The following is a 17,899-nucleotide window of genomic DNA, read 5'->3' as shown; positions in this document are numbered from 1 at the left end:
TGCCAGGTGCCGAGCAGCAGGGTGGGGTTTGAACGATACGAAGCATATGTTTAAGATATACGAAACGTATATGGAGAGCCCCATGGGCATTGTCAACATCGACGACGACCTGCACGACCAACTGCGCCGCGCGATCAAGGTGTCCTGCCGCTCGATCAACGCCCAGGCGGCGTGGTGGATCAAGGTCGGCCTGCTCTGCGAAAGCAACCCTTCGCTGAGCTTCAACGAGATCGTCCAGCGTGAGCTGAACGCCGCCGGGGTCACCCCGCCCGCCCTGGTGGCGGCTGAGGCATGATCAAGACCCCCGCGCAAATTGCCCTGATGGCCGACGCCGGCCGGCTGCTGGCGCAGGTGTTCGAGCGCCTTGACCGCACCGCGCTGGCCGGGCTGTCTACCCTGCAGGTCGACACCCTCGTCGAGCGCCAGATCGTCGATGAACTGGCCGCGCGCCCGGCAAGCAAAGGCCAGTACGGCTTTGGCTTCGTGCTCAATGCCTCGATCAACGACGAGGTGTGCCACGGCGTGCCGTCGGCCACGCGGGTGCTGCGCCCCGGAGACATCGTCAACTTCGACATCACCCTGGAAAAACACGGCTTCATTGCCGATTCGAGCAAAACCTACGTGGTCGGGGTGGCCAGCGCCGGCGCCCAAGCGCTGGTGCAACAGGCCTACCAGGCGCTGTGGCAAGGCATCTACGCGGTGCGCCCGGGCGGGCGCCTGGGCGACATCGGCGCGGCCATCGAGCGCCACGCCAGCGCCCATGGCTACAGCGTGGTGCGCGAATACTGCGGCCACGGCATCGGCCGCGACATGCATGAAGACCCGCAAGTGCTGCACTACGGCCGCCCGGGCACCGGCCTTACCCTGCGCGAAGGCATGGTGTTCACCATCGAGCCGATGCTCAACCAGGGCGGGCGCGGCGTGCGCACCCTGGCCGATGGCTGGACGGTGGTCACCCGCGACCAAACGCTGTCGGCGCAGTTCGAGCACACCGTGGCGGTGACCGCCGAGGGGGTGCGGGTGTTGACCTTGCGCGCGGATGAAGTGGGGATGCTCGAGGCGCTTCGCCCGGCTGTGCCGTGATGCTGTTTAACGCGTGAGTGCCGGGGGTTCAGTGCACGGCTTCAGGGCCTCTCACCCGGCACAGCCGGCCTCCCACGGGTTCTATGTTGCCTTGTAAATCAGGTACTTACACAAAATCTGTGGGAGGCCGGCTGTGCCGGGCGAGAGGCCCTGCAACCCTACCTCAACGCCCCAACAACGCCTCCACCAAGCCCCGTACCGCCCCCGGCAGGGCCTCCAGCTCGCGCACCAGCACGCTGCGTTCGCGCACCGCCCAGGGTTCATCCAGCGCCACCGTGGCCAGTTGCATGGTGCGGCTGTGCCGCAGCGCCGCGGACTCAGGGATGATGCCAATGCCCACCCCCGCCTCGACCATCCGGCACACCGCCTCGAAGCTGGCCATCTGGATGCGCAGTTGCAGGCTCAGCCCCAGCCGCTCGACGTGGTCGCGCAAAAAGCTCAGCAAAGTGCTGCCCTCGTGCAGGCCAATGTGCTGGAACGCCAGGGTTTGCCGCAGCGTGACCGCCCCTTCGGCGGCCAGCTCATGGCCCAGCGGCACGGCCAGCACCAGCCGGTCGGTGCTGAAGTGGATCACCTCCAGCCCCGCCGCCTCCACCGGCCCGGCGATGATGCCCATGTCGGCGCTGCTGTCGAGCACGCCACGGACGATGTCCCGCGACAGCCGCTCTTGCAGGTCGACGGTCACCCCCGGGCGTTGCGCGAGAAAGGTCGCCAGCACCTCGGGGAGAAACTCGGTCACCGCCGTGGTGTTGGCGAAAATCCGGATGTGCCCGGCGGCATCGCCGCCGTACTGCTCGAATTCGCTTTTCAGGTAATCGGCCTGGCGCAGGATCAACCGCGCGTGGCGCAGCAGCTTGTGCCCCGCCGGGGTGAGCTCGACGCCGCGGCTGTCGCGGTACAGCAGGCGGGTGCCGAGCTGGCCTTCGAGGGCTTTGATCCGCGCGCTGGCCGCCGCCGGCGAGAGGAAGGCGCGGCGCGCGCCCTGGGTCAGGCTGGGGGATTCGCCGATGTGCACGAAAAGCCGCAGGTCAGGCAGGTCGAAGTGCATGGGTAGCCTTTGTTGTTGGAATGGCGTTCGGCAACCATGAACGCCGGCTTACAGAAATGCAAATTCACAGAATGCCAACGCACTTCCATGATCGGCCCATAACAACACCCAGAGGCCACGCCCACCATGACTGCCGCCGCTTCGCCCACCGACTACAGCGCCTGGCTGAACCGCACGGTCGAGAGCCACGACCACTTCAGCCAGGGGATGATCCAGCGTATTGCCGCCACCTTCGGCGAAGCCGCCCCGGCCGACGGCGAGGCGCTGCCGCTGCTGTGGCACTGGTGCTTCTTCCAGGATGCCCACCCCGAGGCGGCCCTGGGCAGCGACGGCCACCCGGCCCGTGGCGGCTTTTTACCGCCGGCGGCCAACCGCAACCGCATGTGGGCCGGTGGCCGCCTGAGTTTTATCGCGCCACTGGCGGTGGGCGCCGCGGCCCAGCGCCGCAGCAGCGTGCTGCGCATCGAGGAAAAACACGGCCGCAGCGGCGCGCTGCTGTTCGTCACGGTGCTGCACGAGTACCACCAGCACGGCCAACTCTGTGTGCGTGAAGAACAAGACATCGTTTACCGCGAGCCCACCCCGCCCAAGCTCGACAGTGGCGCCGCTCCCGGCGCCGGGCACTGGCAGGAAACCATCGAGCCCAGCCCGACGCTGTTGTTCCGCTACTCGGCAGTGACCTTCAACGGCCACCGCATCCACTACGACTACCCCTACACCACCGCGACCGAAGGCTACCCGGGGTTGGTGGTACACGGGCCGCTGATCGCCACCCTGAACCTGCGCGCCTTCTGCCGCGCCCACCCCAGCAAGACCGTGCGCCAGTTCGCCTTCCGCGGCGTGCGCCCGCTGACCCTGCCCACGCCGTTTCAGGTTGGCGGCGAGCTGGGCGCCCCCGGCAGCGCCCAACTGTGGGCCGGCAACGCCCAGGGCGTGGCGCAAAGCGCCGAGCTGACCTACGCCTGAGCCCTTTTCCCGCCAGCGCCTGGCACCGACTGCGAGAACGCCCATGAGCCCCACCGAAGACCAAGACCTGCAGGCCATCCGCGACGGCGTGCGCGCCCTGTGCGCGGAATTCCCCGCCGAGTACTGGCGCAAGATCGACGAAGCCAAGGGCTTCCCGGAAGCCTTTGTGAAGGCCCTGACCGAAGCCGGCTGGCTGTCGGCGATGATCCCCACCGAGTACGGCGGCTCCGGCCTGGGCCTGGCCGAGGCGTCGGTGATCCTCGAAGAAGTCAACGCCTGCGGCGGCAACTCCGGCACCGTGCACGGGCAGATGTACAACATGTTCACCCTGCTGCGCCACGGCAGCGAGGCGCAAAAGCGCGAGTACCTGCCCAAGCTTGCCAGCGGCGAGCTGCGCTTGCAGTCGATGGGGGTCACCGAACCCACCACCGGCACCGACACCACCAAGATCAAGACCACCGCCGTGCGCGACGGCGAGCACTACGTGATCAACGGCCAGAAGGTGTGGATCTCCCGCGTGCAGCATTCGGACTTGATGATCCTGCTGGCGCGCACCACGCCGCTGGCCGAGGTGAAGAAAAAATCCGAGGGGATGTCGATCTTCCTGGTCGACCTGCGCGAAGCGATCGGCAACGGCCTGACCGTGCAGCCCATCGCCAACATGGTCAACCACGAAACCAACGAGCTGTTCTTCGACCAGCTCAAGCTGCCGGCCAGCAGCCTGATCGGTGAGGAAGGCAAGGGCTTCAAGTACATCCTCGACGGGCTCAACGCCGAGCGCACGCTGATCGCCGCCGAGTGCATCGGCGACGGCCGCTGGTTCATCGAAAAAGCCAGCCACTACGCCCGCGAGCGGGTGGTGTTCGGCCGCCCGATCGGGCAGAACCAGGGCGTGCAGTTCCCCATCGCCGAGGCCCACATCGAGGTCGAGGCGGCCGACCTGATGCGCTGGCGCGCCTGCCGCGAATACGACAGCGGGCAGAACGCCGGGGCCAGCGCCAACATGGCCAAGTACCTGGCGGCCAAGGCCAGCTGGGAAGCGGCCAACGCCTGCCTGCAAACCCACGGCGGCTTCGGCTTCGCCTGCGAGTACGACGTCGAGCGTAAATTCCGCGAAACCCGCCTGTACCAGGTGGCGCCGGTCTCGACCAACCTGATCCTCTCCTACGTGGCCGAGCATTTGCTCGAGCTGCCCCGCAGCTTCTGAGGGCCTGCCCGTGAACCATACCCCCGCGTTGGCAGCCTTTCTGGCTGACCTCAGTTACCCGCAATTGCCCGAGGCGGTGCTCGACCGCACCGAGGAGTTGTTCCTCGACTGGCTCGGTTCGGCCCTGGCTGGGGCCGGCGCCCACCCGGTGCCGTTGTTCGAGCGTTATGCCGAACGCATGGGCCCGGCCGGCGGCGATGCGCGCATCCTCGCCAATGGCCGCGCCACCTCGGCGTATTTCGCCGCGCTGGTGAACGGGGCCTCCTCGCACCTGGTCGAGCAGGACGACCTGCACAACAGCTCGGTGCTGCACCCCGGCACGGTGGTGTTTTCCGCCGCGCTGGCCGCCGCCCAGGCGCTGGATGCCAGCGGCCAGCAGTTGATCGTGGCGGCGGTGGCCGGCTATGAGGCCGGCATCCGCATTGGCGAGTTCATGGGCCGCTCGCACTACCGCACCTTCCACACCACCGCCACGGTCGGCACCCTCGCCGCGGCGGTGGCGGTGGGCAAGCTGCTGGGCTTCGACCAGGGCCAGTTCGTGCACCTGCTCGGCAGCGCCGGCACCCAGGCCGCCGGGCTGTGGGAGTTTTTGCGTGACGCCGCCGACTCCAAGCAACTGCACAGCGCCAAGGCCGCCGCCGACGGCGTGCTGGCGGCCTACCTCACCGCCGACGGCCTGACCGGCGCGCAGAACATCCTCGAAGGCGAACAGGGCCTGGCCGCCGGCATGAGCCAAGACGCCACCCCGGCCAAGCTCTCCAGCCAACTGGGCGAGCGCTGGGCGCTGCTGGAAACCTCGTTCAAGTTCCACGCCTCGTGCCGCCACACCCACCCCGCCGCCGATGCCTTGCTGCGGCTGATGCAGCGTGAAGGCCTGGGTCACGAACAGGTGGCCAGCGTGGTTGCCCATGTGCACCAGGCGGCGATTGACGTGCTTGGCCGGGTGCAGGTGCCGAGCACCGTGCACCAGGCCAAGTTCTCCATGGGCACGGTGCTGGGCTTGATTGCCGTGCACGGCAGCGCGCAACTGCTCGAATTCCGTGACCTGGCCCTTAGCGACCCGCGGGTGGCGGCGTTTCGCGAGAAGGTCAGCATGCAGCTGTGCCCACGCATCGACGCCGCCTACCCGGCGCAGTGGCTGGGCCGGGTGAGCGTGGTCAGCACCGACGGGCGCCAGTTGGAATGCGCCATCGACGACCCCAAAGGCGACCCGAACAACACCCTCAGCCGGCCGGAGCTGGAGGCGAAATTCCAGCGCCTGCTGGCCTTCGCCGGGCAACGTTCACCCGCCCAGGCCGAGGCGCTGATCGCCCAGGCCTGGCAACTGCGCCAGGCCCGCAGCCTGCGCGAGCTGGTATAGGAGCCCGCCATGACCGACGCCCCACGGCCGCTCGACGGCATCACCGTGATCAGCCTGGAACACGCCATCGCCGCGCCGTTCTGCACCCGCCAACTGGCCGACCTCGGCGCCCGGGTGGTGAAGATCGAACGCCCCGGCAGCGGCGATTTCGCCCGCGGCTACGACACCCGGGTCAACGGCCTGGCCTCGCACTTTGTCTGGACCAACCGTTCCAAGCACAGCCTGACCCTCGACCTCAAGCACGCCGCCGCCGGCGGTATTCTCCACGGCCTGCTCGGCGAGGCCGACGTGCTGGTGCAGAACCTCGCCCCCGGCGCGGCGGCGCGCATGGGCCTGAGCTTCGAGGCGCTGCACGCGCAGTACCCGCGGCTGATCGTCTGCGACATCTCTGGCTACGGCGAAGGCGGCCCGTATGAAACAAAAAAAGCCTATGACCTGCTGATCCAGAGCGAGGGTGGCTTTTTGTCGGTCACCGGCAGCCCCGAGGCCGCCGGCATGGCCAAGGCCGGCTGCTCGATCGCCGACATCGCCGCCGGCATGTACGCCTATACCGGCATCCTCTCGGCGTTGATGCTGCGGGGCAAAACCGGGGTGGGCAGCCGCATCGACGTGTCGATGCTCGAAAGCCTGGTGGAGTGGATGGGCTACCCGATGTACTACGCCTACGACGGCGCCACGCCGCCACCGCGCGCCGGCGCGGCACACTCGACCATCTACCCCTACGGGCCCTTCCCCACCGGCGGCGGCGGCACGGTGATGCTCGGGCTGCAGAACGAGCGCGAGTGGCTGGTGTTTTGCGAACAGGTGCTGCAGGCCCCGGCGCTGGCCAGCGATGCGCGCTTCAATGCCAACCCGCTGCGCTCGGAACACCGCGAGGCGTTGCGGCAGATCATCGTCGACGGCTTTGCCATGCTGAGCCTGGAAGAGGTGGTGGCGCGGCTGGAGGCAGCCGGCATCGCCAATGCCCGGGTCAACGACATGCACGGGGTGTGGCAACACCCGCAACTGAAGGCCCGCGACCGCTGGCGCCGCATCGACAGCCCGGCCGGCAGCCTGCCCTCGCTGCTGCCGCCTGGGCGCAACGCCGCGTTCAGCCCGCGAATGGGCGCGGTGCCGGGGCTGGGCGAACACACCCGGGAGATTCTCCAGGGGCTGGGAATCGGGCCCGAGGAGCAGGCACGCTTGGCCGCGGACGGGGTGATCTAGGCACCTGCCACCGGCCCTTCGCCGCCCACGGCGAAGGGTGCTTAACCTTCTCAGATAAGGCCCCCTACCATGCGCACCGCCCTGTTCGTCCCCGGCAGCCGCCCCGAGCGCTTCGCCAAGGCCCTGGCCGCCGGCGCCGATGCCGTGATCGTCGATTTCGAAGACGCCGTTGAAGAACCCCTCAAGCCCCAGGCCCGCGCGCACCTGGCGGCGTTTCTCCAGGCCACCCCGGCGGCGCGCCTGTGGGTGCGGGTCAATGCCGCCGGCCACACCCAGCACCTGGCAGACCTAGCCCTGTGTGCCGAGCAACCTGGGGTGCTCGGCATCGTTTTGCCCAAGGCGCAAAGCCCGGCCGAGGTGGCGCGCGCCGCGGCCACCAGCAAGCCGGTCTGGCCGATCATCGAGAGCGCCCAGGGGGTGCTGGCCCTGGCCGAGCTGGCCCGCGCCCCCGGGGTGCAGCGGCTGGTGTTCGGCGGGCTCGACCTGGCCCTGGACCTAGCCCTCGACGCCAGCCTCGCGGCCGGCCAGCAGGTGCTCGACCACGCCCGCGCTCAGCTCTGCCTGCACGCCCGCGCCGCCGGCCTGGCACCACCGCTGGACGGCGTGTACCCGGCGCTGAACGACCCCGCCGGGCTCGCCGCGGCCACCCGCCACGCCCAGGCCATGGGCTACGCCGGCGCGTTGTGCATCCACCCGGCGCAGGTGCCAGCGATCCACGCCGCGCTGGCGCCCAGCGCCGAGGCCGTGGCCTGGGCCCAGCGGGTGCTGGCGGCCAGCCAGGCCGAGGGCGGCGCCGGGGCGTTTCGCTTCGAGGGGCAGATGGTCGATGCGCCGGTGCTGGCGCGGGCCCGGCGCGTGCTCGGGGAGCGTGCCTGAGGCATTGGCTGGCGTTCACCTAGGCCGAACGCCGACTTCAACAAAAGCTGATTCTGCAAACGCGGTAACTGCGCCATGGTGACCGCCAAAAGCCTTACAACAACAACAAAAGGTAACCCGCATGTTCAAGCTGACCCAGGCGCTGTACTGCGCCGCCGCGTTGTCTTTCACCAGCCTCGCCCAGGCCGCCGAACCCGTGGTGATCAAGTTCGCCCACGTGGTGGCCGAGAACACCCCCAAGGGCCAGGGCGCGCTGATGTTCCAGAAGCAGGTGGCCGAAGACCCGCTGCTCAAGGACAAGGTCAAGGTGGAGGTTTACCCCAACTCCTCGCTGTTCGGTGACGGCAAGGAGATGGAAGCGCTGCTGCTCGGAGACGTGCAGATGCTCGCGCCATCGCTGGCCAAGTTCGAGCAGTACACCAAGCAGGTGCAGATTTTCGACCTGCCGTTCCTCTTCAATGACCTCGCCGCGGTCGACCGCTTCCAGCAAGGCCCGCAGGGCAAGGCGCTGCTCACCTCGATGGACGACAAGGGCATCCACGGCCTGGCCTACTGGCACAACGGCCTGAAGCAGCTGTCGGCGAACAAGAAGCTGATCGAACCGAAAGACGCCCGCGGCCTGAAGTTCCGCGTGCAGGCCTCCAGCGTGCTCGAGGCGCAGTTCGTGGCGCTGCGCGCCAACCCGCGCAAGATGAGCTTCGCCGAGGTCTACCAGGGCCTGCAGACCGGCACCGTCAACGGCACCGAGAACACCTGGTCGAACTACGAAAGCCAGAAGGTCAATGAGGTGCAGCCGTTCTTCACCGAGACCAACCATGGCCTGATCGACTACATGGTGATCACCAACTCGAAGTTCTGGAACGGCCTGGCGCCGGAGGTGCGCGATGAGCTGCAGAAGATCATCGACCGCGTCACCGTGGAAGTGAACAAGCAGGCCGAAGCGCTGAACCAGGCCGCCAAAGAGAAGATCGCCGCAGCCAAGACCAGCGAGATCGACACGCTCACCCCCGAGCAGCGCGCGAAATGGCGCGAGGTGATGAAACCGGTGTGGGACAAGTTCTCCGAAGAGATTGGCGCCGACCTGATCAAGGCCGCCGACGCCGCCAACACCGCGCCCTGACCCACCCTGCTTGGGAGACAGCCTATGCAAACGCTCAGGCGTGCCTGGGAGCACCTGGAGGAAGGCATGATCGCCTTCCTGCTGGCGGCCATGACCCTGGTGACCTTCACCTACGTGGCGCTGAACAACATCTACACGCTGTTCTACGCCCTCAGCGATCGCTGGGCGCCGACCAGTGACTTTTTCGGCGCCATCGGCGACCACCTGATGGGCTATGCCCAGGGCATGACCTGGAGCGTGGCGCTGACCAAAGCGCTGTTCGGCTGGTTGATCTTCTTCGGCATCGCCTACGGCGTGCGCACCGCCGGCCACCTGGGGGTGGACGTGCTGGTGCGGAAAACCTCGCGGCCGGTGCAACGCCTGCTCAGCCTGCTGGCCTGCGCCTGCTGCCTGGCCTACGCCGGGCTGTTTCTGGTGGCCAGTTGCAAGTGGGTGGCGGCGCTGCTGGCCGCCGGCATCGGCGCCGAAGACCTCGACCGCTACGGCATCAAGGTGGGCTACATCACCTTGATCGTGCCGGTCGGCTTCGCGCTGGTGATCGCCCGCTACCTCGAGATTTTCTACCGGCTGTTCACCGGCCGGCAAACCGGGCTGGGGCTGGCCGATGAAGCCGCCGAGGCGACCAAGCTGGCCAACCCCGGCGAGGAGCCACGCTGATGACCGTACTCTGCCTGTTCGTGCTGTTGTTCGTGTTCATGTTCCTCGGCGTGCCGATCGCGATCTCCCTGGGCCTGGCCGGGGCCACTTCGATCCTGCTGTTCAGCCAGGATTCGCTCAGTTCGCTGGCGATCAAGCTGTTCGAAACCTCCGACAGCTACACGTTTTTGGCGATCCCGTTCTTTTTGCTGTCGGGCGCGTTCATGACCACCGGTGGGGTGGCGCAGCGCCTGATCGACTTCGCCAACGCCTGTGTGGGGCACATCCGCGGCGGCCTGGCGATTGCCGCGGTGCTGGCGTGCATGCTGTTCGCGGCGTTGTCGGGCTCGTCGCCGGCGACGGTGGCGGCGGTGGGCTCGATCGCCGTGGCGGGGATGGTCCGCTCTGGCTACCCCAAGGCGTTTGGCGCCGGGATCATCTGCAACGCGGGCACCCTGGGCATTCTGATCCCGCCGTCGATCGTGATGGTGGTGTACGCCGCCGCCACCGAAACCTCAGTGGGCAAGCTGTTCGTGGCCGGGGTGGTGCCGGGCATCCTGCTCGGGCTGGTGCTGATGGTGGTGATCTACATCGTGGCGCGGATCAAAAAGCTTCCGGCGCAGCCGCGGGTCAGCCTGCGGGAATGGCTGGCCAGCGCGCGGCGGGCGTTCTGGGGCCTGCTGCTGTTGGTGATCATCCTCGGCGGCATCTACAGCGGCATGTTCACCCCCACCGAGGCGGCGGCGGTGGCGGCGGTGTATTCGGCGTTCATCGCGCTGTGCGTGTACAAAGACATGCGCCTGCGCGACTGCCCCAAGGTGCTGCTGGAGTCCGGCCGCTTGAGCATCATGCTGATGTTCATCATTGCCAACGCGGTGCTGTTCGCCCACGTGCTCACCACCGAGCAGATCCCCCAGCAGATCACCGCCTGGGTGGTGTCCGAGGGGCTGACGCCGATCGGCTTCCTGATCATGGTCAACGTGGTGTTGCTGGTGGCGGGCAGCTTCATGGAGCCGTCGGCGATCATTCTGATCCTGGCGCCGATCTTCTTTCCGATCGCCATGCGCCTGGGCATCGACCCGATCCACCTGGGCATCGTGATGGTGGTGAACATGGAAGTGGGCCTGGTGCACCCGCCGGTGGGGCTGAACCTGTTCGTGACCTCGGCGGTGACCGGCATGCCACTGGGGCAAACGATCCGCGCGGCGCTGCCGTGGTTGTCGATCCTGTTGCTGTTCCTGCTGCTGGTGACCTACGTGCCGTTCATTTCGCTGGCGCTGCCGAACTGGCTGGGGATGCCGTGAAGCCGTGCTAGGGTTGTGGCATGTTCAGAACAGCGGAGCCCAACATGCCCACCCAGGCGGAAAAATTCGAGCGCTTCAAGGCGCTGCATCAAGGCCCTGGGCCATTGGTGATGGCCAACCCTTGGGACGCCGGCTCGGCCAAGCTGCTGGCGAGCCTGGGCTTCGAGGCGCTGGCCACCAGCAGCGCTGGCTTTGCCTTTGCCAACGGCACGCTGGATTCGCGCGCCTGCCTGCCGCGTGAAGCACTGCTCGCCAATGCCGCGGCGATCGCCGCCGCCACCGCGTTGCCGGTCTCGGCAGACCTCGAAGACGGCTTTGGCGCGGCGCCCGAGGCCTGCGCCGAAACCATCCGCCTGGCCGCCGCGCTGGGCCTGGTCGGTGGCTCGATCGAAGACGCCACCGGTGACCCGGCGCAGCCGCTCTACCCCTTCGAGCACGCCGTAGAGCGGGTACGCGCCGCCGCCGAAGCCGCCGCCGGGCTGCCGTTCCTGCTCACCGCGCGGGCCGAGAACTTCCTCTGCGGCCAGCCGGACCTGGCCGACACCATCGCCCGCCTGCAGGCGTTTTCCGCCGCCGGCGCGCAGGTGCTGTACGCCCCCGGGCTGCCGAGCCTCGACGCCATCGCCCAGGTGTGCGCGGCGGTGGATAAACCGGTGAACGTGGTGATGGGCCTTTCCGGCCCGCGCTACAGCGTGGCGCAACTGGCCGCCGCCGGCGTGCGCCGGGTCAGCGTCGGCGGCTCGTTCGCCCGCGCCGCCCTCGGCGCGCTGATGCGCGCGGCGCGGGAAGTGCGTGAACACGGCACCTTCGAGTACGCCGCCGAAGCGTTGCCGGGGAAGGTGATCGTAGAGCTGATGGGCGGCTGAGGCGCCCGGCCCCTCGCCCGGCACAGCCGGCCTCCCACGGGTTCTATGCTGCCTCGTAAATCAAGTACTTACACAAATCTGGTGGGAGGCCGGCTGTGCCGGGCGATGGGCCCTGAAGCTCATGCACAAAATCAGCAGAGCTCACAGATTCATCCCTTCTTTAAAGCCGTGAAATTGCTTAAGTGAACAGCATTACGGCACAGCCGCCCCCCACCAGACCCGTGGCACTCCGGCTGTGCCGGGCGAAGGGCCCTGCGCGTCACCCCACCACCGGCAAGCCAAACCTGAACGTCGCCCCCTGCCCCGGCACCTCGAGCAGCTCGATGCCCACCCCGTGCAACTGCAGGATCTGATACACGATGCGCAAGCCCAGGCCGCCATCGCGGCGGGCGCCGCCGATGGTGAACGGGCGCAGGAACAAGCCCTCGCGCAACTCGGCGGCGATGCCCGGGCCGCTGTCGAACACCGTCACGTTGACCACCCCGGCGCCCGCCGCCAACTGCACGGTCACCTGCCCGCCGGCCGGCGTGTGGCGCAGGGCGTTGTCGAGCAGGTTGGTCAGCACCCGCTCGATCAACCCGAAGTCGGCTTGCACCGCCGGCACGCTGCCGGCCACCCGCGCGTGCAGGCTGACCTCGCGGGTTTCGGCGGCCAGCTCGAACTTTTGCAGCACGTCCTGCACCAGGTCGAGCAGCGAAAACGGCTCGATCACCGGCTTGACGAAACCATGCTCCAGGCGCACCAGCTCGAGCAGCGCCTGGGCCAGGCCGCCGACCTTGCGGCTTTGCTCAAGCGCCGTGGCCAGGTAACGCTGGCGCTCCTCGGCGCTCAGCCGCTCACCCTTGACCGCCAGCACCTCGAGGTAGCCATGCAGCGAGGCCAGCGGCGTGCGCAGGTCGTGGGAAATGTTCGCCACCAGGTCGCGGCGGTCTTGCTCCTGGCGGTTGAGCGCGCGCAGTTGCTCGGCCAGGCGCGCCTGCAACTGCGCGAAGGTCGCCTCCAGCGCGCCGATTTCATCGCCGCGGCCACTGGCCGCGGGCAACGCCGGGGCATCGATGTTGAAGCCCGCCAGGGCGGTGGTCAGGCGCCGCAGCGGCCGGGTGATCCAGGCGAACGCCGCCAGCCCGGCGAGCAAACACAGCGCGGCGATCAGGCCGATGGCCCACACCGCGGTGCTCAGCGCCTCGCTGGTGGCGCCGCGTTCGGCAAAGCGGTCATGGGCCTCACCGAGCAGCACCACATAGAGAAACCCGGCGCGCTGGCCGCCGACCATCAGCGGCGCCACGCTGAACACCTTGCGCCCACTGAGGCTGCGCGGGTCGCTGCCGAGGATCGGCAACGCCTCGCCCGCCAGAAAGCGCTGGATCGGCGCCAGCTCGACCTGGTCACGCAACAGCCGGTCACGCGGGGCGGCGTCGCCGATGACGCGGCCGTTGACGTCGAGCAGGTACACCTCCACGCTCGGGTTGACCAGCATCAACTGGCCGAACAGCGCGCGCAGCGCGCCGGGCATGAGGCCGTCGGCGTCCATCAGTTGGGTGTCGCTGGCGATGTGCCGGGCCAGATCGCGCGACAACCCCTGCACCACTTCCAGCTCGTGCATGCGCCCCGAGCGTACCTGCAGCCACACCGAGGTGCCGCTGCACACCAGCAGCAGCACGGCGAACACCAGCGCCAGGCGGCGCGTGAGGGTCAGCTTCACGCACCCTCCCCGGGCCCGGCGAACTTGTAGCCGCGGCCCCACACGGTGAGGATCCGCGCCGGGTTGGCCGGGTCGGCTTCGATCTTCGCCCGCAGGCGGTTGATGTGGGTGTTCACCGTGTGCTCGTAGCCCTCATGGCTGTAGCCCCACACTGCGTCGAGCAGTTGCAGGCGGGAGAACACCGTGCCGGGCTGGCGGGCAAAGAAGTACAGCAGGTCGAACTCCCGCGGGGTGAGCTCCAGCGCCCGCCCCTCGAGGCTGGCCACGCGGCTGATCGGGTCGATGTTCAGGCCCGCCACCGCCAGGCTGCCGGCCTCCAGGCGCAGGTTGCGCGCCAGCGCCTCGACCCGCCGCAACAGCGCCTTGACCCGCGCCACCAGTTCCATCATCGAGAACGGCTTGGCCAGGTAATCGTCGGCGCCCAGCTCCAGGCCAAGGATGCGATGCATCTCGCTGGAGCGCGCGCTGGTGATGATGATCGGCGTGTAGCGGGTCATCGCGCGGGCGCGCCGGCAGATTTCCAGGCCGTCGACATGGGGCAGCATCAGGTCGAGGATCAGCGCGTCCCAGCCGCCCTGCTCGAGCAGGCGCAGGCCCTGCTCGCCGTCGGCGCTGTGCACCACCTCGAAGCGCTCGTCACGCAGGTGCAGGCAGATCAGCTCGGCGATGTGGGCATCGTCTTCGACCACCAGCACGCGTTTGGGCTGTTCCATCGCTACAGGGCACCTAGGCTTGTTGGGGTGGCCATTCTCACACAGGCGGCCGCCGGCAGTTATCACGAATTGTTTAACTCTCGGTGAGGATTTGGCGACCCACCCGAGCCCAGGCTTGACCCCATTCCCACCGGATGGAGACGACCATGCTGTCACGACGCCAACTGTTATTGACCAGCGGCGCCCTTGGCGCCAGCGCCCTGGCCCTCGGCGCGTTGCCGCGGCTGGCCAGCAGCGCCGCACAAGCCCCCGAAGACGACGCCGTGGGCAGTTTCGAGGTGCACCACAGCGACGCCGAATGGCGCCAACGGCTGAGCGCCGAGCAATACCAGGTGCTGCGCCAGGAGGGCACTGAACGCCCCTACAGCAGCCCGCTCAACGATGAGCACCGCGCCGGCAGCTTCGCCTGCGCCGGCTGCCAACTGGCGCTGTTCGCCTCAGCGACCAAGTTCGACAGCCACACCGGCTGGCCGAGCTTCTGGGCGCCTTTGGCCAACGCGGTGGGCCAACGCACCGACCGCACCTACGGCATGCTGCGCAAAGAGGTGCATTGCCGCCGCTGCGGCGGCCACCTCGGCCACGTGTTCGACGACGGCCCCGCCCCCACCGGCCTGCGCTACTGCATGAACGGCGCGGCGATGACCTTTACCGCGCAGGTGGCCTGAGGCATGAACATGTTGCTGATCCTGCTGGCCTACCTGGGCGGCCTGCTGACCATCGCCAGCCCGTGCATCCTGCCGGTGCTGCCGTTCGTGTTCGCCCGTGGCGGGCGGCCGTTCCTGCGTAACGGCCTGCCGTTGCTGGCCGGCATGGCCCTGACCTTCGCCCTGGTGGCGACCCTGGCCGCGGTCGGCGGCGCCTGGGTGGTGCGGCTGAACCAGTACGGCCGCTGGCTGGCGCTGGCGTGCATCAGCGTGTTCGCCCTGACCCTGCTGCTGCCACAGTTGGCCGAGCGCCTGGCGCGGCCGCTGGTGGCGGCCGGCAACCGCCTGAACAACGCCGCCGGCCCGCAGGCCCAGCCGCGCGCCGGTGCCTCGTTGCTGATCGGCATCGCCACTGGCCTGCTGTGGGCGCCGTGCGCCGGGCCGATCCTCGGCCTGCTGCTGACCGGCGCCGCCCTGCAGGGCGCCAACGCTGGCACCAGCCTGTTGCTGCTGGCCTACGCCGCCGGCGCCGGCACCTCGCTGGCCCTCGCCCTGCTGGTAGGCGGCAGCTTGTTCAGCGCCATGAAGCGCGCCCTTGGCGCCGGCGAATGGCTGCGCCGCGGGCTGGGCGCGGTGATGCTCGCCGGCGTTGCCGCCATCGCCCTGGGGCTCGACACCGGCGTGCTGGCGCGGCTGTCGAGCGCCAGCACTGGCGGGCTGGAACAACAACTGGTCGAACGCCTCGGCCCGCGGCCCGAAGGCGGCGCGATGATGCGCGCCGCCGCCGGCGACGGGCAACGCCTGCCGGTGGAAGGCCAACTGCCGCCGCTGGACGGCGCGGTGCAATGGCTGAACTCGCCGCCGCTGAGCGCCGAGGCGCTTAAGGGCAAGGTGGTGCTGGTGGATTTCTGGACCTACTCCTGCATCAACTGCCTGCGCAGCCTGCCCTACGTGAAAGCCTGGGCCGAGAAATACCGCGACCAGGGCCTGGTGGTGATCGGCGTGCATGCCCCGGAATTCGCCTTCGAGCGCGACCTCGGCAACGTCGAGCGCGCCAGCCGCGCGCTGGGGGTGAACTACCCGGTGGCGATCGACAACGACTACGCGCTGTGGCGCGCCTTCCATAACCAGTACTGGCCGGCGCACTACTTTGCCGACGCCCAGGGGCGCATTCGCTACCACCACTTTGGGGAAGGCCGTTACGCGGAGTCCGAGCGGGTGATCCAGCAACTGCTGCGCGAGGCCGGCCACAACGAGGTGGGCAACAGCCTGGTGCAGGTCAACGCCAGCGGCGCGGAACAGGCCCCGGCGGCGCAAGCGGCGAACTCGCCGGAAACCTACCTGGGCTATGCCCGCGCCGAGCGCTTCGCCTCCCCCGGCGGCGCCCAGGCCGACCGCGTGGCGGGCTACCAACTGCCCGCGGCGCTGGCGCTGAATGCCTGGGGCCTGGCCGGCCAGTGGCAGGTGGGCGGCGAAAACGCCGAGCTGCGCGCCGCCGGCGGGCACCTGAGCTATCGCTTCCAGGCACGCGACCTGCACCTGGTGCTGGGCCCGGGCGCCGGCGGCCAGCCGGTGCGCTTCAAGGTGCGGGTAGACGGCCAGGCGCCGGCCGCCGCCCACGGCAGCGACGTGGCCGCCGACGGCAGCGGCACGGTGACCGAACAACGCCTGTACCAACTGCTGCGCCTGCCCGATGGGCCTGGCGAGCACACCTTCGACATCGAGTTCCTCGACCCCGGCGTACACGCCTACGCCTTTACCTTCGGTTAACCGAACAGGAGCATTGCCATGGGTTTGCCCTTCAACCGCCTGCTGCCGGCCCTCGCCAGCCTGGCCTTGCTACAGCTGAGCGCCTGCGCCCTGGCCGGCGAAGACGCGGTGGTGATCCCGCCGCCGGCCCAGGACCTGGCCGAACCCGGCGGCAGCGCCACGGCGGTGTTCGCCGGGGGCTGCTTCTGGGGCGTGCAGGGGGTGTTCCAGCACCTGCGCGGGGTGCGCCAGGTGCTGGCCGGCTATGCCGGCGGCAGCGCCAACACGGCCCAGTATGAGACCGTGAGCGGCGGCGACACGGGCCACGCCGAGGCGGTGCAGATCACCTACGACCCCCAGCAGGTGAGCTACGGCACCTTGCTGCAGGTGTTCTTCTCGGTGGCCCACGACCCCACCCAGCTCGACCGCCAGGGGCCGGACCGCGGCAGCCAGTACCGCTCGGCGATCTTCGCCCACGATGACGGGCAAAAAGCCGTGGCCCAGGCGTACATCCGCCAGCTCGACGCCGCGCATGTGTACCCCAAGGCCATCGCCACCCGCCTGGAGCCGCTGGCGGGCTTCTACCGGGCCGAGGATTACCACCAGAACTACCTGACCAACCACCCCGGCGCCGGCTACATCGTGGTCAATGACTTGCCCAAGGTGGAGCACTTGCAGCAGTTGTTCGGCGAGCGCTACCTGAAGGCGCCGGTGTTGGTGCCGTAAGGCGCTAGGGTTCGCTGGCCCATCGCCCGGCATAGCCGGCCTCCCACTAGTTTTGTGTAACCCCTTGATTTACCAGGAAACACATAACCCGTGGGAGGCCGGCTGTGCCGGGCGAAGGGCCGTGAGGCTCATGCACAAAATTAGCAGAGCTCACAGATTGATCCCTTCCTTAAAGCTGTGAAATTGCCTCAGTGATCTAAGCGCTAATTGAGGGTAAAAAGCCCTAATTTCTCTAGGTGGCTTTACCGAGCGCATGACCTGACTGGCCCCTCGCCCGGCACAGCCGGCCTCCCACTAGTTTTGTGTAACCCCTTGATTTACCAGGACACACATAACCCGTGGGAGGCCGGCTGTGCCGGGCGATAGGCCCTGAGGCTCATGCACAAAATCAGCAGAGCTCACAGATTGATCCCTTCCTTAAAGCTGTGAAATTGCCTCAGTGATTTAAGCGCTAATTGAGGGTAAAAAGCCCTAATTTCTCTAGGTGGCTTGACCGAGCGCATGACCTGACTGGCCCCTCGCCCGGCACAGCCGGAGTGCCGGACCACGGCCTCCCACTAGATTTGTGTAACCCCTTGATTTATAAGGAAACACAGATCCCGTGGGAGTCGCCCCGCCGCCAAGGCGCCGCGCTGTCGCGCAGCAAACAGGGGGCGCACGGCATTCGAGCCAAGGTGATCCGACCTGATTAAA

At 68.2% G+C, this 17,899-nt stretch carries 17 protein-coding genes; 14 read left to right on the top strand and 3 right to left on the bottom strand.

The genetic code is table 11. From position 1 onward, the window contains the following. Positions 1-82 precede the first annotated feature (82 nt). Together ACFZCE_RS16030 and map are read left to right on the top strand one after the other, a co-directional pair. Positions 83-295, top strand: coding sequence for a ParD-like family protein (locus ACFZCE_RS16030; protein ID WP_390940678.1), 213 nt, complete (start codon positions 83-85; stop codon positions 293-295). Next, entirely contained in the window at positions 292-1,083 is a 792-nt protein-coding gene (gene map, locus ACFZCE_RS16025) for a type I methionyl aminopeptidase (RefSeq protein ID WP_390940676.1), read from the top strand. Before ACFZCE_RS16030 ends, map begins: the two co-directional genes overlap by 4 nt. Before the next feature lie 163 nt (positions 1,084-1,246). Here the strand turns inward: map and ACFZCE_RS16020 are convergent, their stop codons facing one another. After that, positions 1,247-2,131 (bottom strand): LysR substrate-binding domain-containing protein, encoded by an 885-nt coding sequence (locus ACFZCE_RS16020; protein ID WP_390940674.1) that lies wholly within the window; start codon positions 2,129-2,131, stop codon positions 1,247-1,249. Between the two features lie 126 nt (positions 2,132-2,257). Here ACFZCE_RS16020 and ACFZCE_RS16015 point away from each other — a divergent pair, with 126 nt between their 5' ends. The 9 genes from ACFZCE_RS16015 (at position 2,258) to ACFZCE_RS15975 (ending at position 11,672) form a co-directional block, all read left to right on the top strand. Then, positions 2,258-3,097, top strand: a complete 840-nt coding sequence (locus ACFZCE_RS16015) for a MaoC family dehydratase N-terminal domain-containing protein (RefSeq protein ID WP_390940672.1) — start codon at positions 2,258-2,260, stop codon at positions 3,095-3,097. Positions 3,098-3,140: 43 nt separating this feature from the next. Next, positions 3,141-4,304, top strand: coding sequence for an acyl-CoA dehydrogenase family protein (locus ACFZCE_RS16010; protein WP_390940670.1), 1,164 nt, complete (start codon positions 3,141-3,143; stop codon positions 4,302-4,304). 10 nt (positions 4,305-4,314) lie between these two features. After that, complete coding sequence (locus ACFZCE_RS16005; RefSeq protein WP_390940668.1) at positions 4,315-5,664, top strand: MmgE/PrpD family protein; 1,350 nt, start codon at positions 4,315-4,317, stop codon at positions 5,662-5,664. 9 nt (positions 5,665-5,673) lie between these two features. Next, positions 5,674-6,870 carry a CoA transferase gene (locus ACFZCE_RS16000; protein WP_390940666.1) on the top strand — a complete coding sequence of 399 codons (1,197 nt, stop codon included), beginning with the start codon at positions 5,674-5,676 and terminating at the stop codon, positions 6,868-6,870. A gap of 69 nt (positions 6,871-6,939) precedes the next feature. Next, the gene (locus tag ACFZCE_RS15995; protein WP_390940664.1) at positions 6,940-7,746 is read left to right on the top strand and encodes an aldolase/citrate lyase family protein; all 807 of its coding nucleotides are present in this window, start codon (positions 6,940-6,942) and stop codon (positions 7,744-7,746) included. Positions 7,747-7,867: 121 nt separating this feature from the next. Beyond that, complete coding sequence (locus ACFZCE_RS15990; protein ID WP_390940662.1) at positions 7,868-8,866, top strand: DctP family TRAP transporter solute-binding subunit; 999 nt, start codon at positions 7,868-7,870, stop codon at positions 8,864-8,866. Between the two features lie 24 nt (positions 8,867-8,890). After that, the gene (locus tag ACFZCE_RS15985) at positions 8,891-9,523 is read left to right on the top strand and encodes a TRAP transporter small permease subunit (RefSeq protein ID WP_390940660.1); all 633 of its coding nucleotides are present in this window, start codon (positions 8,891-8,893) and stop codon (positions 9,521-9,523) included. Next, positions 9,523-10,806, top strand: a complete 1,284-nt coding sequence (gene dctM / locus ACFZCE_RS15980) for a C4-dicarboxylate TRAP transporter large permease protein DctM (protein ID WP_390940658.1) — start codon at positions 9,523-9,525, stop codon at positions 10,804-10,806. The genes ACFZCE_RS15985 and dctM overlap by 1 nt, the downstream gene beginning before the upstream one ends. Before the next feature lie 44 nt (positions 10,807-10,850). Continuing rightward, positions 10,851-11,672, top strand: a complete 822-nt coding sequence (locus ACFZCE_RS15975; RefSeq protein WP_390940656.1) for an isocitrate lyase/phosphoenolpyruvate mutase family protein — start codon at positions 10,851-10,853, stop codon at positions 11,670-11,672. A gap of 259 nt (positions 11,673-11,931) precedes the next feature. Here the strand turns inward: ACFZCE_RS15975 and ACFZCE_RS15970 are convergent, their stop codons facing one another. Beyond that, entirely contained in the window at positions 11,932-13,374 is a 1,443-nt protein-coding gene (locus ACFZCE_RS15970; protein WP_390940654.1) for an ATP-binding protein, read from the bottom strand. Continuing rightward, complete coding sequence (locus tag ACFZCE_RS15965; RefSeq protein WP_390940652.1) at positions 13,371-14,087, bottom strand: winged helix-turn-helix domain-containing protein; 717 nt, start codon at positions 14,085-14,087, stop codon at positions 13,371-13,373. The genes ACFZCE_RS15970 and ACFZCE_RS15965 overlap by 4 nt, the downstream gene beginning before the upstream one ends. A 146-nt stretch (positions 14,088-14,233) precedes the next feature. On the opposite strand from ACFZCE_RS15965, the gene msrB reads away from it, so the two are divergent. From msrB to msrA, 3 genes are read left to right on the top strand one after another with little or no spacing between them, the layout of a single operon-like run. After that, positions 14,234-14,752 carry a peptide-methionine (R)-S-oxide reductase MsrB gene (gene msrB / locus ACFZCE_RS15960; protein ID WP_390940650.1) on the top strand — a complete coding sequence of 173 codons (519 nt, stop codon included), beginning with the start codon at positions 14,234-14,236 and terminating at the stop codon, positions 14,750-14,752. Between the two features lie 9 nt (positions 14,753-14,761). Next, complete coding sequence (locus ACFZCE_RS15955; protein ID WP_390941162.1) at positions 14,762-16,501, top strand: cytochrome c biogenesis protein CcdA; 1,740 nt, start codon at positions 14,762-14,764, stop codon at positions 16,499-16,501. An 18-nt stretch (positions 16,502-16,519) separates the two neighbouring features. Further along, entirely contained in the window at positions 16,520-17,206 is a 687-nt protein-coding gene (gene msrA, locus ACFZCE_RS15950; protein WP_390940648.1) for a peptide-methionine (S)-S-oxide reductase MsrA, read from the top strand. The last annotated feature ends 693 nt before the right edge of the window (positions 17,207-17,899 follow it).

Origin of the sequence: Pseudomonas sp. NPDC007930 (genome assembly GCF_042958985.1) — a bacterium.
Lineage (GTDB): Bacteria > Pseudomonadota > Gammaproteobacteria > Pseudomonadales > Pseudomonadaceae > Aquipseudomonas.
Note: the sequence above shows the minus strand (reverse complement) of the source record. Positions and strands in the feature narration are given on the sequence as shown.

What these genes read in the sequence shown, in the direction of transcription:
- ACFZCE_RS16020 (WP_390940674.1), bottom strand. Translation starts at nt 2,131, where the DNA reads ATGCACTTCGACCTGCCTGACCTGCGGCTTTTCGTGCACATCGGCGAA.
- msrB (WP_390940650.1), top strand. Translation starts at nt 14,234, where the DNA reads ATGCTGTCACGACGCCAACTGTTATTGACCAGCGGCGCCCTTGGCGCC.
- ACFZCE_RS15985 (WP_390940660.1), top strand. Translation starts at nt 8,891, where the DNA reads ATGCAAACGCTCAGGCGTGCCTGGGAGCACCTGGAGGAAGGCATGATC.
- ACFZCE_RS15995 (WP_390940664.1), top strand. Translation starts at nt 6,940, where the DNA reads ATGCGCACCGCCCTGTTCGTCCCCGGCAGCCGCCCCGAGCGCTTCGCC.
- ACFZCE_RS15955 (WP_390941162.1), top strand. Translation starts at nt 14,762, where the DNA reads ATGTTGCTGATCCTGCTGGCCTACCTGGGCGGCCTGCTGACCATCGCC.
- ACFZCE_RS15990 (WP_390940662.1), top strand. Translation starts at nt 7,868, where the DNA reads ATGTTCAAGCTGACCCAGGCGCTGTACTGCGCCGCCGCGTTGTCTTTC.
- ACFZCE_RS16000 (WP_390940666.1), top strand. Translation starts at nt 5,674, where the DNA reads ATGACCGACGCCCCACGGCCGCTCGACGGCATCACCGTGATCAGCCTG.
- ACFZCE_RS16015 (WP_390940672.1), top strand. Translation starts at nt 2,258, where the DNA reads ATGACTGCCGCCGCTTCGCCCACCGACTACAGCGCCTGGCTGAACCGC.
- map (WP_390940676.1), top strand. Translation starts at nt 292, where the DNA reads ATGATCAAGACCCCCGCGCAAATTGCCCTGATGGCCGACGCCGGCCGG.
- msrA (WP_390940648.1), top strand. Translation starts at nt 16,520, where the DNA reads ATGGGTTTGCCCTTCAACCGCCTGCTGCCGGCCCTCGCCAGCCTGGCC.
- ACFZCE_RS15975 (WP_390940656.1), top strand. Translation starts at nt 10,851, where the DNA reads ATGCCCACCCAGGCGGAAAAATTCGAGCGCTTCAAGGCGCTGCATCAA.
- dctM (WP_390940658.1), top strand. Translation starts at nt 9,523, where the DNA reads ATGACCGTACTCTGCCTGTTCGTGCTGTTGTTCGTGTTCATGTTCCTC.
- ACFZCE_RS16030 (WP_390940678.1), top strand. Translation starts at nt 83, where the DNA reads ATGGGCATTGTCAACATCGACGACGACCTGCACGACCAACTGCGCCGC.
- ACFZCE_RS15965 (WP_390940652.1), bottom strand. Translation starts at nt 14,087, where the DNA reads ATGGAACAGCCCAAACGCGTGCTGGTGGTCGAAGACGATGCCCACATC.
- ACFZCE_RS16010 (WP_390940670.1), top strand. Translation starts at nt 3,141, where the DNA reads ATGAGCCCCACCGAAGACCAAGACCTGCAGGCCATCCGCGACGGCGTG.